At 35.7% G+C, this 14543-nt stretch carries 15 protein-coding genes; 2 read left to right on the top strand and 13 right to left on the bottom strand.

The window, feature by feature from the left end; genetic code table 11:
• Positions 1-11 precede the first annotated feature (11 nt).
• The 4 genes from IRZ99_RS07880 to IRZ99_RS07865 all read right to left on the bottom strand — a co-directional run bounded on the left by IRZ99_RS07880 (position 12) and on the right by IRZ99_RS07865 (position 3938).
• Positions 12-281 (bottom strand): PrgI family protein, encoded by a 270-nt coding sequence (locus IRZ99_RS07880; RefSeq protein ID WP_194656749.1) that lies wholly within the window; start codon positions 279-281, stop codon positions 12-14.
• Positions 282-318: 37 nt separating this feature from the next.
• Complete coding sequence (locus IRZ99_RS07875) at positions 319-717, bottom strand: hypothetical protein (protein ID WP_194656748.1); 399 nt, start codon at positions 715-717, stop codon at positions 319-321.
• Between the two features lie 15 nt (positions 718-732).
• Entirely contained in the window at positions 733-1107 is a 375-nt protein-coding gene (locus IRZ99_RS07870) for a hypothetical protein (RefSeq protein ID WP_194656747.1), read from the bottom strand.
• Positions 1108-1547: 440 nt separating this feature from the next.
• The gene (locus tag IRZ99_RS07865) at positions 1548-3938 is read right to left on the bottom strand and encodes an arylsulfatase (RefSeq protein WP_194656746.1); all 2391 of its coding nucleotides are present in this window, start codon (positions 3936-3938) and stop codon (positions 1548-1550) included.
• A 466-nt stretch (positions 3939-4404) separates the two neighbouring features.
• Here IRZ99_RS07865 and IRZ99_RS07860 point away from each other — a divergent pair, with 466 nt between their 5' ends.
• Complete coding sequence (locus tag IRZ99_RS07860; protein ID WP_194656745.1) at positions 4405-5427, top strand: LLM class flavin-dependent oxidoreductase; 1023 nt, start codon at positions 4405-4407, stop codon at positions 5425-5427.
• A 133-nt stretch (positions 5428-5560) separates the two neighbouring features.
• Here the strand turns inward: IRZ99_RS07860 and IRZ99_RS07855 are convergent, their stop codons facing one another.
• Entirely contained in the window at positions 5561-6127 is a 567-nt protein-coding gene (locus IRZ99_RS07855; protein ID WP_194656744.1) for a hypothetical protein, read from the bottom strand.
• 163 nt (positions 6128-6290) lie between these two features.
• Between IRZ99_RS07855 and IRZ99_RS07850 the strand changes: the two genes are divergently transcribed.
• Positions 6291-7205, top strand: a complete 915-nt coding sequence (locus IRZ99_RS07850) for a winged helix-turn-helix domain-containing protein (protein ID WP_228519047.1) — start codon at positions 6291-6293, stop codon at positions 7203-7205.
• A 34-nt stretch (positions 7206-7239) separates the two neighbouring features.
• Here the strand turns inward: IRZ99_RS07850 and IRZ99_RS07845 are convergent, their stop codons facing one another.
• From IRZ99_RS07845 to IRZ99_RS07810, 8 genes are all read right to left on the bottom strand, one after another.
• On the bottom strand, positions 7240-7779 hold the full coding sequence (locus tag IRZ99_RS07845; protein WP_194656743.1) for a GNAT family N-acetyltransferase: 540 nt from the start codon (positions 7777-7779) through the stop codon (positions 7240-7242).
• A 208-nt stretch (positions 7780-7987) separates the two neighbouring features.
• Positions 7988-8548 (bottom strand): hypothetical protein, encoded by a 561-nt coding sequence (locus IRZ99_RS07840; RefSeq protein WP_194656742.1) that lies wholly within the window; start codon positions 8546-8548, stop codon positions 7988-7990.
• Between the two features lie 219 nt (positions 8549-8767).
• Positions 8768-9406, bottom strand: coding sequence for a hypothetical protein (locus tag IRZ99_RS07835; RefSeq protein WP_194656741.1), 639 nt, complete (start codon positions 9404-9406; stop codon positions 8768-8770).
• 226 nt (positions 9407-9632) lie between these two features.
• Positions 9633-10037, bottom strand: coding sequence for a barstar family protein (locus tag IRZ99_RS07830; protein ID WP_194656740.1), 405 nt, complete (start codon positions 10035-10037; stop codon positions 9633-9635).
• A gap of 163 nt (positions 10038-10200) precedes the next feature.
• Complete coding sequence (locus tag IRZ99_RS07825; protein ID WP_194656739.1) at positions 10201-10608, bottom strand: hypothetical protein; 408 nt, start codon at positions 10606-10608, stop codon at positions 10201-10203.
• A gap of 175 nt (positions 10609-10783) precedes the next feature.
• Positions 10784-11194 (bottom strand): hypothetical protein, encoded by a 411-nt coding sequence (locus IRZ99_RS07820; protein WP_194656738.1) that lies wholly within the window; start codon positions 11192-11194, stop codon positions 10784-10786.
• Positions 11195-11682: 488 nt separating this feature from the next.
• Positions 11683-14184: a T9SS type A sorting domain-containing protein gene (locus IRZ99_RS07815; protein WP_194656737.1), complete on the bottom strand. Its 2502-nt coding sequence runs from the start codon at positions 14182-14184 to the stop codon at positions 11683-11685.
• Between the two features lie 46 nt (positions 14185-14230).
• Complete coding sequence (locus tag IRZ99_RS07810; protein WP_194656736.1) at positions 14231-14386, bottom strand: hypothetical protein; 156 nt, start codon at positions 14384-14386, stop codon at positions 14231-14233.
• Between the last annotated feature and the right edge of the window lie 157 nt (positions 14387-14543).

Genomic DNA, 14543 nt, shown 5'->3' with positions numbered 1-14543 from the left:
AAACAAAAGTTTTAGTGATTATACTCAATACCACTACTTTCGGTTTCTGCTTTTTTGTCTTTAGATATTTTTGATAGTTTTTTATAGCATGCTGACGCTAACAATGGCAATGCAAGACCTCCAACAACAGCTGCAGTCTTATTATGACCTGTTTTTTTTAATACAGCACTAACAGCAAGCGTACTTATACCAGCGCAAACTAAATTCCTAACAGAAAGTTTAGAGGCCGGATTTGGTGTAATACCGTGTAATAATGGGTCTATGAAATTTAAATTTTCCATGATTATAATAATTTATTTGTTTGAACTTTTTTGTCTTTTATTTTGAGACTTTTTCGTTGTCTGTTTCAATCTCGATTTTTTCAATCTCTACTTTTTCCTTTTTGATAGCTTGTCTTAGCAAAGCCAAAAGGCTCATATAGACATTCGCAACAAAAACTAGCGAGAATCCTGCCAAAATATACCCGCGCCAGTCATTTAACAAAAGTTTATAATCCGTAAAGAATAAACAGGCAATTGTGACATAATGGCTAAAACAGTATTCACAGGTAAAAAGATAGAACGCTTTTCTTGACAGTAATGTCCTGTCATTTTTAGAATGTTTGACACACCATTCTCTGGGTTCCCTAAAAATTTCTTCATGCGTTACCGTCCAACTGATGCAAGCAACTGGAACCGCTAAAACAAAAAGCCAAATAATTTGGGTTGAAAGATCCATAAACTGACGTGTTTCTTATTCTCTGGGATGTGTTTCAGGAAAATGTTCCGCTTCAAAGTCATCCATTTCATCAAGATCATCATCTATATGTTCTTCTTCATCATCGTCAGGTTTATTATGATCATCGACGTCATCCGGAACATATTCTGTATCCTTTTCTTCGTCATTGGTAATTAAACCATCCTCATTAATGATTCTTTCTTCGTTCGGAATATTTTCATTTCGGCTGTAATCATTGGTCTCGTGATTCACATCTCCTATAAATTCTCCGTTATAATGCTGTTCATACGGATCTTCCTCTTTTTTATAATTATCGTTATCAATAAGTGTTTCCTGATCTATAAAATCTGGATCTGTCTGACCATAATTTTCATTATTATACTTTTCCATGATGTTTAATTTTAATTCTTTTTTTGTCGAATGGAAGAAAACTTCCAGGGCTTTTACTTTTTTTAATGGCTTGTATTTTTACAAATTTAGCTATAGAATAATTGGAAAGCGTTACAGAAAATTAAATTGAATTTCTATAATTATCAGTTTATGTAGCGAGTGTCATTAGGTAAATGTAATTGGTACCAATTGAACCCAATTCGATATTTATGAAGCGCTAATGATATTCTTTACATAAAGGAGTAAATCAAAAGTGAAAGAAATTTTTGAACGCATTGAAGGTGTAGAAGATTGATATTTAAATATAATATTGAATAGATATTTAAATAGAAGTAACTGTAATAAAACTGAAAATCCTCCAAAAATATAATTGATTTTGGAGGATTTTTTATGTTATTTTATGAAGTAAAATGCTGACTATAATTTAGTGTATAGAATAACTAAGGTTTTAAGTCCACCGTAACTTTCTCGATTTTGCCCTGAAAAGTAAAAGGAGCATCGTAAGTTCTGTTTACTGGTGTACCAAAGTCTTCGCCTACGTCTAAAGTTTCATCAGAAGAGAACCTACTTGGAACTGTTTTAGAAATATCACCGCTGGCTACTTTTTTACCATCGACCATTAAGGTAGCTTTTGCCGCTTTTCCAACTCCGCCACCAGCGTAATCAAAATTCAATATAATGGTATGTTTTCCTGCTGTTAGGGCCGTAGGCGATTGAATACTCCATTTATGTTCTGGATAATGCGAAAATGCATAGGCAAATGTTGGTTTTCCTTTTTGAAGCATCAATGCTAAACCGGCAAAATAACCGCCTTGCGTAATAATCATACCTTCCTGGCCTGCTTTTACATCAATATCTGCCGTTATGCTGAACGATGTGTTTTTCATGTTAGGCGCCATTCCTTCTGTAATACGTGAGATTCCTTGATGAAAAGTGAATTTTGTTCTGCCTTCGTTAAATTTTGGTCGATTCTCCGGATTTACTCTGTCAATATAACGGTCATCAAATGGAAAGACTTTATATTTCTCTGCTTCTTCCATAAAAGCTTTTTGCATTTCTTTTAATTTTTCCGGATTTTGTGCTGCAATATCATTCGCCTGGCTGTAATCTTTTGTAAGATCATATAGTTCCCATTTATAATCTTTAACAGGATCTTCTGAGGGTACAGGGTGGCCTTGCCACGGAAGATTTTTTGGTGTTGTACTTGCCAGCCAGCCATCTTTATAAAAACCTCTATTGGCAATAACTTCAAAATACTGTGTTTTATGGGTTTCAGGCGCATTTGCATTATCAAATGAATACACAAGACTTTTTCCCGCAATTGGCGTTTGTTCAAAACCGTCTACCTTTTTGGGCTGTGGAATATTGGCTGCTTCTAAAATCGTCGGTACAATATCTGTAATATGAGCAAACTGGCTTCTGATTTGACCTGTCTGTTTAATTCTTGCCGGCCATGAAATAACCATACCGGTACGGCTGCCTCCTAAATGAGAGGCGATCTTTTTATCCCATTGAAAAGGAGTATTCATGGCATGAGCCCAACCATGAGAATAATGTTCTCCCATCCATGGCCCGCCAAAATCGTCCAGGTGCTTTAGCATATATTCTTCTGTATCAACTTCACCGTTTACCAACATACCAATCTCACTGGTCATTCCGTGACCTGTTGGATCTTCTGCACTGGCGCCATTATCACCCATTATAAAGATAATCATGGTATTATCTAATTCTCCCAAATCTTTAACAGACTGAATAACTCTTCCAATTTGATAATCGCAATAAGCCAACATAGCAGCGTAAACTTCCATTTCTCTGGCAGCTACTTTTTTCATTCCCGGAGTAAGCGCATCCCATTTTTGATATTCTGGGGGTGTTGCAGCTAATAATGCATCCGATGGTATAATACCTAGTTTCTTTTGATTTTCGTAGGTTGCTATACGTTGCTTGTCAAATCCCTGATCAAATTTACCTTTAAATTTAGCAATCCATTCTTTGGGAGCCTGATGTGGTGCATGTGCTGTACCGGGTGTATAGTAAGCAAAGAAAGGTTTATTTGGCGAAACATTTTTTTGTGTCTGAATCCAACGAATAGCATGATTTGCCAAATCTTCGTCTAAAATGTAATTATTATCTACTTTTTCATCTTTTAAATAGGGATCAACAGCCTTTGTACCTTCAAATAAAGCAGGTCTGAATTGATGTGCATCCGCACCAAGAAATCCATAAAAATACTCAAATCCTAAACCAGTAGGCCATAAATTAAATGGTCCTGCCGGAGTAGTCATCCAATCTGGAACATTATGATTTTTACCAAACCATGAAGTTCCGTATCCATTATCAGTCAATATCTTACCAATAGTAGCAACGCTTCGTGGCACTAAACTATTATAGCCCGGATAAGGCGTTGAAAATTCCATAATAATTCCTGTTGCAGCTGTATGATGATTTCTTCCTGTGATTAATGCAGCTCTGGAAGGCGAACAAACCGCTGTTGTATGAAAACGATTGTATCTTAATCCGTTTTTGGCAAGAGCATCAAAATTTGGAGTTGGAATTGGACCTCCAAAGGTTGAACTTGCGCCAAAACCAACATCATCAATCATAATCAACAATACATTTGGTGCTCCTTCCGGGGCGCTGATTTCTTTAGGCCATTTGATTGGATCAGAATCTTTAATTGTCGGTGCTACTTTGCCTACCTTTTGATAAGGTTCAATAGGCAATGAGGTTCTGTCAGGCCAGTTTTGTGGAGAAGAATTCTCCTGAGCATTAACGGAGGATCCAAAAACCATCAATACAATAAAGCCAGTGAGTGAGAGAAAATTTTTCATAGTGAGTTTTTATGGTTGAAATACAAAGAAAAAACGCAAATTTTACTGTGTTGGAAACGAATATATTTGACTGATAAAATTAACGAGTTAAATACTAAAACCTACGAGTTATTCGGTTGCATTTTATAAAATGAAACCATTTTGTAGTATTAAAAATAAAGAAAAAGGATTAAGGAATTAAATTAATTAGTTCGAATACAGCTTTTAGAATGGAACCCAATTAGATTATAGTAGAATCCAGTGATTTTTATTAAATTCATTATTAAATAAGAAGAAAAAAAATGACTTCTTGATGGAGAAGCAGGGTAATGAATAAAAGGTTAAATCGTGAATTAATCTAGATCCGAAATAATACTATCACCAAAATATAGATCTCTTAGGTTTACATAGAAAAGCCTTTAGCTTGATTCGATAATGATGCGTATATTTGGAATAATAATAATAATAATAATTAATAATGCTACCGATGAAGAAAATAGGATTTTTATCGTTTGGACACTGGGCCAATCATCCTTCCTATCAAACTCGTACTCCAGGCGACACACTGCTTCAGTCTATTGATTTGGCTGTGGCGGCAGAAGAAATTGGTATTGATGGAGCTTACTTCCGCGTGCATCATTTTGCTACGCAGTTAGCATCGCCCTTTCCTTTACTTTCAGCCATAGGGGCCAAAACGAGTAAAATAGAGATCGGGACAGGTGTGATCGATATGCGGTACGAGAATCCGCTGTATATGGTAGAAGACGCCAGTGCTGCCGACTTAATTTCAGGAGGACGTTTACAATTAGGAATCAGCAGAGGATCACCGGAACAGGTTATTGATGGCTGGCGCGCTTTTGGTTATGAACCGATGGAAGGTGAAACTGACGCCGATATGGGACGTACAAAAGCCTTAGAGTTTTTGGATAAGCTTAATGGTGAGGGATTTGCAGAGCCAAATCCATATCCCATGTTTCCGAATCCGCCAGGATTATTGCGTCTTGAACCGCATTCAGAAGGTTTAAGGGAACGAATTTGGTGGGGAGCTGCTTCAAATGCTACGGCAGTTTGGGCAGCTGAAAATGGAATGCATCTGCAAAGTTCTACTCTAAAGTATGATGAAAATGGTAAACCTTTCCATATTCAGCAAGCGGAGCAGATCAGGTTGTATAAAGAAGCCTGGAAAAAAGCAGGACACAAGCACGAAGCAAGAGTTTCAGTTAGTCGTTCTATTTTTGCATTAGTCAACGATCAGGACAAATATTACTTTGGAGATCAGGGTAAAGGATCTGATAGTTTTGGAAATATAGAAAGAGATAAACGGGCAATTTTCGGAAAGAGTTATGCAGCGGAACCGGACAAACTCATTGCAGAGCTGGCACAAGATGAAGCTATTCAGGAAGCTGATACGCTACTTTTGACTATTCCCAACACTTTAGGTGTAGATTATAATGTTCACATACTATCGTCTATTCTAAAATATATTGCTCCTGAACTGGGGTGGCGCTAGAGTTTTCAAAACAAATATAATTAAGCCTTCTTATCTGTTTAGAAAAGAAGGCTTTTGCTATTTCTAGGAGCCAAGAAACTTTTCAAAGTCGTACAGACAAATTTTAAATTAAGCTATATCATGTTTTATTTAATTAACAACCATCTTTGTTGACTTCACGTTTATAAAGTATTTTGCCATCTCGTTCTACATAGTCGCCCGCTATTATGGGATAAGAATATTTTGGTGCCTGCGATATGTGATGGCTTCTTATAATTATTTTGTCGTTAACTTTCAGCTGATGTAATTGCTCAAATTCATATTTAGAACTCAAAATATTCGTACCAACCCTTTCTGGTCCAAAAACAAGAATATAATCGTCACCATCAATTCTGACCATCATGCCGAAACCTAATCTTGAGTCTGGCGGAAGAGAAAGAGAGGTTACAACTGCTTCCATATTGGTATATTCTATTACGGACTTGCTTATTTTAGTAACGCTGGCATGCACTTTTTGACCTGCAGCAGACGCTTGCCATTTTTTGTATAGGACACCATCAGGTGTAGCTTCCCACTTTTTTAAACCAGCTTTCCTTTCAGCATCAGAAAGCGGCTTTGAGATTGACTTTTTAGGAGTTTTATTTTTAATTTCACGATTAGCAAATACCGCACCGCTTACCACAACCAGTGATAAGATCAGCACATAAAGGATTTTTTTCATCTTTTTGTTGTTTTAATTAGTAATAAAGTTTTATCTCATTTCAAGTTTATGAAGTAAAATTACTTTACTATTTTGCTGCTTATGGGCTTATAATTGTAAATAAAAATGTAAACTTTGTAAATAAAAACTTGACACTATGTTTAATAACAGAAAAATGTAAACTTTGCAAATAAAACTTGAAACTATGTTCAATAGCAGAAATCTCCTTTTAGGAAAACGCAAATACGTGTTAGGATTATTACTCCTCTCACTTATCTGTTTAATCTGTGCTGCTTTTAGCAGTGAAGATAGTGATGACTTTAACTTTGCCAGAAGAGAAGTTTTACTCCGTAAAATAGGACATGAAATACTCCTACAGTCGGGAGATAGTATATCACGAGTGCTGCCTGTAAAAAAAATTGCAGAAAATGAATATTTGATTCGTTTTGAGAGTGATTTTACTTTTCAGCCAGACAGCTTAATGAGTACGACCAGTCGTTTTCTAGACGAAGCCCCGTTTGCAGGTAATTATATTGTTAACGTTCTGAATTGTAGTGATTCAAGCGTGGCCTATGGATATGCTATATCCAAAAACAAGAAAGATAATATTGTAGCCTGCTCAGGAAGAAAGCAGCCCAAAGCCTGTTATACGATTAGCATTAAATTTAAACCAACAGGTATAAATATAGTTAAAAATGGATATCTTCTGGGAGGTCTGTCCTTTCTGGGATTTTTAGGATTTATTCTTTTGAAACCTTTTAAGTCGAAAAAATCTTTATCTAAAAATGGACATAGCGATATAATCACTATTGGCTCCGGGCTGTTTGATACGATAAACAAGAAACTTGTTGTAAACGAAAACACAATAGATCTAACCGGAACTGAAACCCGTTTGCTACTCATTTTTGCCTTGTCTCCCAACGAGATTGTAGAGAAAAGCCGAATTCAAAAAGAGATATGGGAAGATGAAGGTGTTATTGTGGGACGTAGCCTGGATATGTTCATATCAAAGCTTAGAAAAAAACTGGAATTTGATCCCAATATAAAAATTGTTGTGGTACGCGGAAAAGGGTATAAGCTTGAAATTAGCGTTGTATAAAATACTATGAACTGCTGTTAGCTGTTCGGGCTTTTTAATCATTTTTTAGTTTCGAGTAAATATCTACATTTAAATATTCACCATTTTTAATTTCGCGCTCTCGCATTGTTCCTTCGAGTTTAAAATTCATTTTTTCAATAGCTTTTTTACAGTTTTTATTTTTGCTTTCCACGAAGCCTTCAATTCTATTTAGTTTGAGTTTTTCAAAACCGTAATTGCAAATTATTGGAAAAGCTTCTTGCATAAATCCATTTTTCCAAAATTCAGGAAGAAGCCAAAATCCGATTTCTGCTTTTTTGTGTTCTTTATTCAAGTTATTAAATCCACCAGCTCCGTAAAATATTTTGTTATCCTTTGAACAAATGCCCCACCAGATTCCTGTTTCAGTTTCTTCTAAATTTTTAAACCAAATCATTTGCTCTTGGGTAGCTTTCAAGCTATCAAAACTAATTCCGTAATATTTTATTACTTCAGGATTTGAAAGTCCGCTGTAAATAATTTGAATATCTTCTTGCTTTATTTGTCGAAGTAAAAGTCTTTCAGTATTTAAAGTCGGAAATAAAGTTTGTTCCATTTTAAGTTTTTATAGAGTTTTGTTTTAGCTTGACAACTAAGGTTTTGGGGCAAAATTGGGTTTGGTGCTATATTAAGCCTATTCTTTCGATTTGCCACTCCGATACCGGACAGAGGAAGCAAATCATACCAAAGACAAAATCAACTTTCCTACCGATACTTCGGGAAAGGCTATTGTCCAAATTCGTTTTAGTAGTTGTTATATGCAGTTATTTTTTAAAAGGCTCTTTCTTTTCAAACTTTTTTGTTATTTCATTTAAAATATATATTTCCGGTTTACAGTATGCGCAATTATTGTAAAAATAATTTGTTTCTTCGGGTGGATTTATAATTAACATTCTACTGTCTTTTTTAAATTCTGAGCCAACTGATGAATCTGGAGCATCATATATTTTTCCAGTTCTTCTGTCGATTAGTACGTTCATCTGACAAGGACTTCCACAACCCCAAGTAGCAAAAGTGTAATGTCCTGCAAAAAGATTTTCTGAATCATTATAATTTTCTCTAATTGCAGTTCTGAATTGCCTTCCTAATTTGTGAGAATTTAAGTCAAGTTTAGCTTTGACATTTTCGATGCTAACTTTAAAATCATCAAAAGTTATATATGGTTCAAATTTTATTAGAACTTCTTTAATTTTATCTTTTTGAATAGTTGTATCTCCGTAAATGATTACGCTACCTTCATTTAATATGGTATCAATTATCGGTTTTACTTCCTCTTTCTTTTGATTTGATTTAGCAGTATCGGATTCAATTTCTGGTGTAATCAAATTTTTATCAGTACATGACAAAAATAGAATGAGTGTTGCTAAAAAATAGAAAAGTCTTTTCATAATTGCATACAATATTCTGTTACAACAGTGGTTTTGGGACTAAATTAAGCCGCTTCTTCAGCTTGCCAATCCCGATAGCTAACTGGATTCAAATACAAAACTAACTTTCCATTACCAAATGCCCAAATACGTTGTAGCTGTTAAGTATTCATTTTTTTATTTCCCACCAATAAGGACTTTCCCTTTTGGTACATAATAAAGATAATCTTCTCCATATTCGTCTTCTGTCTTGATTTTGGTATAATTTTTCTTTTGCAATTTTTTTAATAGTCTTTTGCAATAATTGTAGTCATCTTCTTTATGATAATAACTTTCTGGAGTAAGTAATTCTTGTTCACTATACATGTCATCGTCAGAATGAGTTCTCCATTTAAAACCAGGGCTTAATATTTTTTGAAAATTTAAATCACTTTTATTATCTGTAATTTGATAAAAATTTTCGTAATATTCAATTTTTTCTTTACCAATTGCACAAATTACTTGTGATTTTGAGATTCGAGGTTCAAATAAATAAATTTTTAGAAAATATGGTTGATTCAATTTATCAAGTTCAATTTTCCAATTATTATATATTTCCTGTAAACCTAATACAATTTGCTTTCTTGTTTTTGTTTTCGGTTCTGCTATATTGCTATTATTAATTGAAATATTAAAATAGGGTTCAAATGAAATATGAGTATAACAATATTTATTGGCTAAAAAGTCGCCAATGTTTATAATTCTGTTTTGCTCAATCCAATTCTGAATTCTTTTCTGAATTTTTTTGTGACCTCTTATTTTCTTAATTCTATTCATTTTGTTTCGTTCCGCTAAAATGACGCCTAACGTTCTGGTACTACAAGCAGTTTGGGATTAAATTAAGTCTTATCTTCTGATTTGCCAAAACATCCCAAATACAAAAACAACTTTCTATTGAGCCAATTGTCCAAATCCGTTGTATTGGCTGTTAGCGGTTCGGGCTTTTATCATTTGGCTGTCCATTCAATTTTAAGCAAGGGTGTTTTTATACATTGTTTATACGTTAGTATTGCATTTCAAATTCAATATGTTCGTGTTCTGATATAATTTCAAGAATAATGTCAAAAAGAGTTTGTCCATTACTTTCATTTAATTCTTTTAGTTTGTTTGCATAATATTGAAGACTCTCCTTATCATCTTTAAAAAAAATGATTCTTTCATCATACCATTTTTTTGTTGCATCAAGTCCTAAGTCTTTTTTGTTTTTTGAAATATTTTTCCAAATCAATTTAATTGGTTCTCTATACTCATAAACTCCAAATCCACCACGAAGCAAATCATTAAATGCGTCTAAATTATGTCCTGTTTGCCAATCGAGGTCTTTAGTCAATACTCGGTCAATTTCATCATAGAAACTTTGCAAGTCTGAAAAATTGTCCCCATTTATTATGATTTTCTGTTTATTCATTGTTGTTTTTTTTCAGCCTGACCGGTAACGTTCCCTTGCCACAAGAGGTTTGGGGTTAAATTAAGCCTTATCTTCGGATTTGCCTAAACATCCCAAATGCAAAACCATTTTTAAATTAAGCCAAATGCCCAAATTGCTTGTAGCAAGTGTTATAGGCAGTTCTTTATTTTCCAGTATATACAATTTTCCAATCCAAACTATCTAGTTCTGTTTTCGAAAATTTCATTAATTTTAGTTTTCCCATTTTGAACATAGAATCTATATTTTTATTTACAAATTCTCTATCTTCACAATTAAAAAATACAAAATAAATTGATTTATCTGGATAACTATTTATATCTGTTTTGATTCCATCTGAACTTCCTCTAACAAAAGGAGAATCATAACCATTAGGATCAATATCACCGCCCGATGAGATATCATATAATTTATTTTCATCGGTTAAAGCAAAAGTAGAATAACCAATTTTTTTATCTGTTTCATTTCGGATTGTCATATTTACTTTATGATAATGACATCCCGCTATCATACAGAATAATAAAAAGAGAAAAAGTTTATAACTTGATTTCATGTTTGAATTAAATTATTTGAGTTTTGCGATAGAATTGCCTATAACGTTCTGGCACTAAAGCGAGTTTGGGATTAAAAATGCGTAATCTTTCGGTTATGCCAAAACTTCCAAATATAAAATCATCTTTCCATTAAGCCCAATGCCCAAATCCTTTGTGGCTGTTATGCACAGTGCTTTAATATTTAGGTCGTTTAGATTTTGGAATATTGATTACTCCTGAACCATCAACTAAAGTAACACCATTTTTTTCTATTACTTTTAGTACTATTTCAAAATTAGGAGCGGATTTTCCACTTACCGTTACATAACCAAGTATAGAATCTATTTTCTTTATTTCATAACCTTGTTCATCAGAATCTTGAGCATTAACAATTGGATCAAAATCCAATCCTAATTCTGGGTCAGCACTTTCTGCCGAATCTAACATTTGTTTGTATCGTTGCAATAAGTTTGGTGTGATTGTTTTATTTTTCGAAAGCCACTCCAAGCCTTCTGAATGTGGATTGAGAAACTCTTTGTTATAATCATTTATGAATTTTAAAGCAACTTCATAATCTCTGTTTGGCAAAGATTTCAAGTTTTCCATTTTTGAATTAGAAGATTCTCGACATGAAGTCATTAAAAAAAGAAGTATTAGAAAATATCTCATTAATTTGTATTTAACTTGTTTTGGTGCATTGTGCCCAACGTTCTCGCGCTACAAGCAGTTTGGGACTAAATCAGCGTTATTTTCGTTCTGGTAAAATAGCCACTAAAGGTTCGCTGTTTCTCGTCAGTGGCGCAATTTTTCTCACTGAACCATCTAAATATACCGAATGTTTAAAAACGAGAGTTGTTTGTGATAAAAAACATTCTCACTTAACAGTTCTGATGAATCCCAACCCTAGCCATTGAGAGGCAAATGAAAATAAAAAGCTGGAGGAGGGAATTAAAGATCGCCTTAAGAAAAATCATTAATCCTGATTTGGACTTTTTGACGTTTTAGCGACAAGCAGTTAGCTTACATAACCCCTTGCAAAGATCCTATTGTCATCTCGTTGTCATCCCTTAGGGACCACCAACTACGCCCAGCACCTACTTTTTAACAAATCGCATCACGCCATCGCCCAGTTCCGTCCTCACCCGCATTACATAGCTTCCATTAGCAAGTGTTGTAACATTGACATCACCTTGGGGTCCGGGTGTTACATTTTCAAGTACCAACTGCCCTAAAAGATTATACACTGTTACCGACTGAACATTAACTTGTCTGGGAATACTGATGAATACCATATCGCCCGCAGGAACAGGATAAAGCATCAATTCAATGGTTTCAAATGATATAGTATGCAAAGACGTCTGCACCGTCACGACCGAAGTATTCGTCACAATAGGGAGATTGTAGTCAAAATAAATCGAAGCTGTATTCTCTAGCACAGCACCTTCTGCAAGCGAATTCAATGAACGAATTTTAAAAACCAAATAGCCATCATTATTATCATCAGCAAACCCAAGCTGTATGTTGTTGAACATAAACTCGACCTGATTATCTTGTATCACGCGGGTAGTAAAAGGATGGCTACCGTCTACCGGACTCAAACTAGCGATATCAAATTTAGTGGTATCAATTATATCGGTCACCTTAATGTTTTGCGCCGATGCCGTACCCAAATTCTCGAATCGGATTCGGTAATACATATAATCACCTACTTGTTCCAAGCGCACATAGTCGCCTCCGAGGCAAATCTTATCATTAGGATCAAACGAATTTACTACCGTTTGCTCCAATGTCGCTTCATTATTCGTCGCAACTTCGTCTTGAGCAATGGTTGCCACTGCTGTAAATGTCAATACATCATTGCCATTCAGTGGTGGCGTATCGGCAGGGGTGTTCAAGTTCAGTTTTACAATATATTCAACTTGAGATAACGGCAATAAACCCTCAACATTCCATGTCACCGAGCCAAAACCTGCGCTTGCGGCCGAAGGGGTACTTTGGAGGTATTCCGCCGTAGCGGCATCGTACGTAAATCGTACAGTACCCGTTGCTGTTTGATTGCCGTTGTTCCTAACCAAAACTTTATAATAGGCGTCAAAACCTGGTCTCGCTCTGTCAATTGGCACTATTACAACCGACAAATCATGGTGGATTCCGACTGCGGTCACACAGAAATTCTGGTTTGCATAATTCGTTGCCGATGGCATATTCAAACTGATACTTGATGGCGAAACGCTGAACCAGGTCGGATTGTCAAGTATAGGCGTGATAACACTTGTGCCATTTTTGAGCATTACGCCATGGTAACCATTGGAACTGGAATAATAAAAACTTTGGTTCGTACCGTTCACCAGTTTGTACTTAAGATACGTAAATCCGGGATCGGTATCGGTACACCCATTATTTTGCATGTCAAGTCGGGTATAGCCGTTTACAAGGTAGCTATCAGTACCGAGCAAGCGAATCATGTTAGTCCTATCAGACTGACCTCCAATATTTCCATAATCACCACAGTGCAAGATCATACCGTCAGGTTGCTGCACGACCCTGCGCACCTCCGAGTATTCTGTAATCCTAACGCTAGTACCAGTCGTCGATGGCGAAAAAGAATAAGTTACTGAACCATTTGGTAACAGCATAGCAATACCATAAATACTACTCGCGCTAAAATTACCTCCAATCAGGATATTGCCGTTAGGTCGCACCAAAATGTCATTTACCACAGGTTCTGTGTCATATATTGGAGATGTAAATGTGTTGTCATAACTTCCGTCGGGGTGCAGCCGTGCTAAGCTCTTAGAATTGTTGCCGTCGCAAGTATCGAACCTTCCGCCCACCAGTATTTTTCCGTCAGGCTGTAATGCCAATGAAGACGTATAACCATTCTGACCTATAAAACTGGTGCTGATATCAAATGTTGGATCTATTGTGCCGTCGGCATTTAGTTTTTCAACATGGTAGTACGTAACCGCCCCTCCTGGGTCTGACATTGAGCCGGCTACAATCAACTTGCCATCTGGCAATACCAATATGGCAGTACACTGCTCTATTTCGGGATGTTCATCATAAAAAGTGGTATCTACAGCACCATCGGTGGTCAGGCGAAGCAGTTTTTTAGAAGAGTCATTTCCAACCAGTAGCTTCCCGTCTGGCAACAAGGTCAAACAGTAGATATAAGAAGATGTTGGCAAAGCGGGCGTGTCGAAGGTTGTATCAATAGTACCGTCGGTGTTCAGCCGAATCATAGGTTTGATTACACCTGCTACGGTAAATTGGGAGCCCAATATAATTTTGCCATCGGACTGTATCACTATCGGACATTTATGCCCATTTGCCGTATTATCGGTCAATACCTTAAAAGCAGCATCACTTGAACCATCTGCATTGAGTCGTTCTATGGTTCGCGTCCATCCCGTATCGTAATCGTATTGGGTAGCCTCAATGACAATTTTGCCGTCGGACTGAAGCGCCATATCGTTGACCTGTTTTTCATAATTATTCCAAACCGTAGCAGGAATAAATCCCGGATCGGCACTAGCTGCATTTTGCGCTTGAAATAAAGCAGGAAGCAACAACAGTGAAAGTAATAGTTTTCGCATGTTTCAGATTTTGACCAAAGATATTAAAGTAATGATAAAAACGTATTTAAATTGCAGCAATAGAGTTTAAATTATTTTCTTCAAATTTCCATAATGTCAAAGCACAAATTTCATTTTGAAATTGATTAGATAGAAATTTATTTTCTTTAATTTCTGTTTTTCTTTTCTTTAGAAAGTCAAATAGTCCCTTTTTTATTTCCATTTTATTAATTGTGAAGTTTCAGGCGGTAAAATTGCCACTAACGTTCTCGCGCTACAAGCAGTTTGGGATTAAAATGCGTAATCTTTCACATTCGCCAAATCTTCCCAGATACAAAACCATCTTTCCAATAAGCCAATGCCCAAATCCGTTGTGGCTG

The sequence above is a fragment of the Flavobacterium sp. LC2016-12 genome (assembly GCF_015351595.1).
Lineage (GTDB): Bacteria > Bacteroidota > Bacteroidia > Flavobacteriales > Flavobacteriaceae > Flavobacterium.
This window is presented reverse-complemented; position numbering and strand designations above follow the sequence as displayed.

Excerpts from the sequence above, each read along its gene's own strand:
- IRZ99_RS07880 (WP_194656749.1), bottom strand. The coding sequence starts at position 281 with ATGGAAAATTTAAATTTCATAGACCCATTATTACACGGTATTACACCA.
- IRZ99_RS07815 (WP_194656737.1), bottom strand. The coding sequence starts at position 14,184 with ATGCGAAAACTATTACTTTCACTGTTGTTGCTTCCTGCTTTATTTCAA.
- IRZ99_RS07875 (WP_194656748.1), bottom strand. The coding sequence starts at position 717 with ATGGATCTTTCAACCCAAATTATTTGGCTTTTTGTTTTAGCGGTTCCA.
- IRZ99_RS07870 (WP_194656747.1), bottom strand. The coding sequence starts at position 1,107 with ATGGAAAAGTATAATAATGAAAATTATGGTCAGACAGATCCAGATTTT.
- IRZ99_RS07860 (WP_194656745.1), top strand. The coding sequence starts at position 4,405 with ATGAAGAAAATAGGATTTTTATCGTTTGGACACTGGGCCAATCATCCT.
- IRZ99_RS07865 (WP_194656746.1), bottom strand. The coding sequence starts at position 3,938 with ATGAAAAATTTTCTCTCACTCACTGGCTTTATTGTATTGATGGTTTTT.
- IRZ99_RS07845 (WP_194656743.1), bottom strand. The coding sequence starts at position 7,779 with ATGGAACAAACTTTATTTCCGACTTTAAATACTGAAAGACTTTTACTT.
- IRZ99_RS07830 (WP_194656740.1), bottom strand. The coding sequence starts at position 10,037 with ATGAATAAACAGAAAATCATAATAAATGGGGACAATTTTTCAGACTTG.
- IRZ99_RS07825 (WP_194656739.1), bottom strand. The coding sequence starts at position 10,608 with ATGAAATCAAGTTATAAACTTTTTCTCTTTTTATTATTCTGTATGATA.
- IRZ99_RS07855 (WP_194656744.1), bottom strand. The coding sequence starts at position 6,127 with ATGAAAAAAATCCTTTATGTGCTGATCTTATCACTGGTTGTGGTAAGC.
- IRZ99_RS07810 (WP_194656736.1), bottom strand. The coding sequence starts at position 14,386 with ATGGAAATAAAAAAGGGACTATTTGACTTTCTAAAGAAAAGAAAAACA.
- IRZ99_RS07835 (WP_194656741.1), bottom strand. The coding sequence starts at position 9,406 with ATGAATAGAATTAAGAAAATAAGAGGTCACAAAAAAATTCAGAAAAGA.
- IRZ99_RS07820 (WP_194656738.1), bottom strand. The coding sequence starts at position 11,194 with ATGGAAAACTTGAAATCTTTGCCAAACAGAGATTATGAAGTTGCTTTA.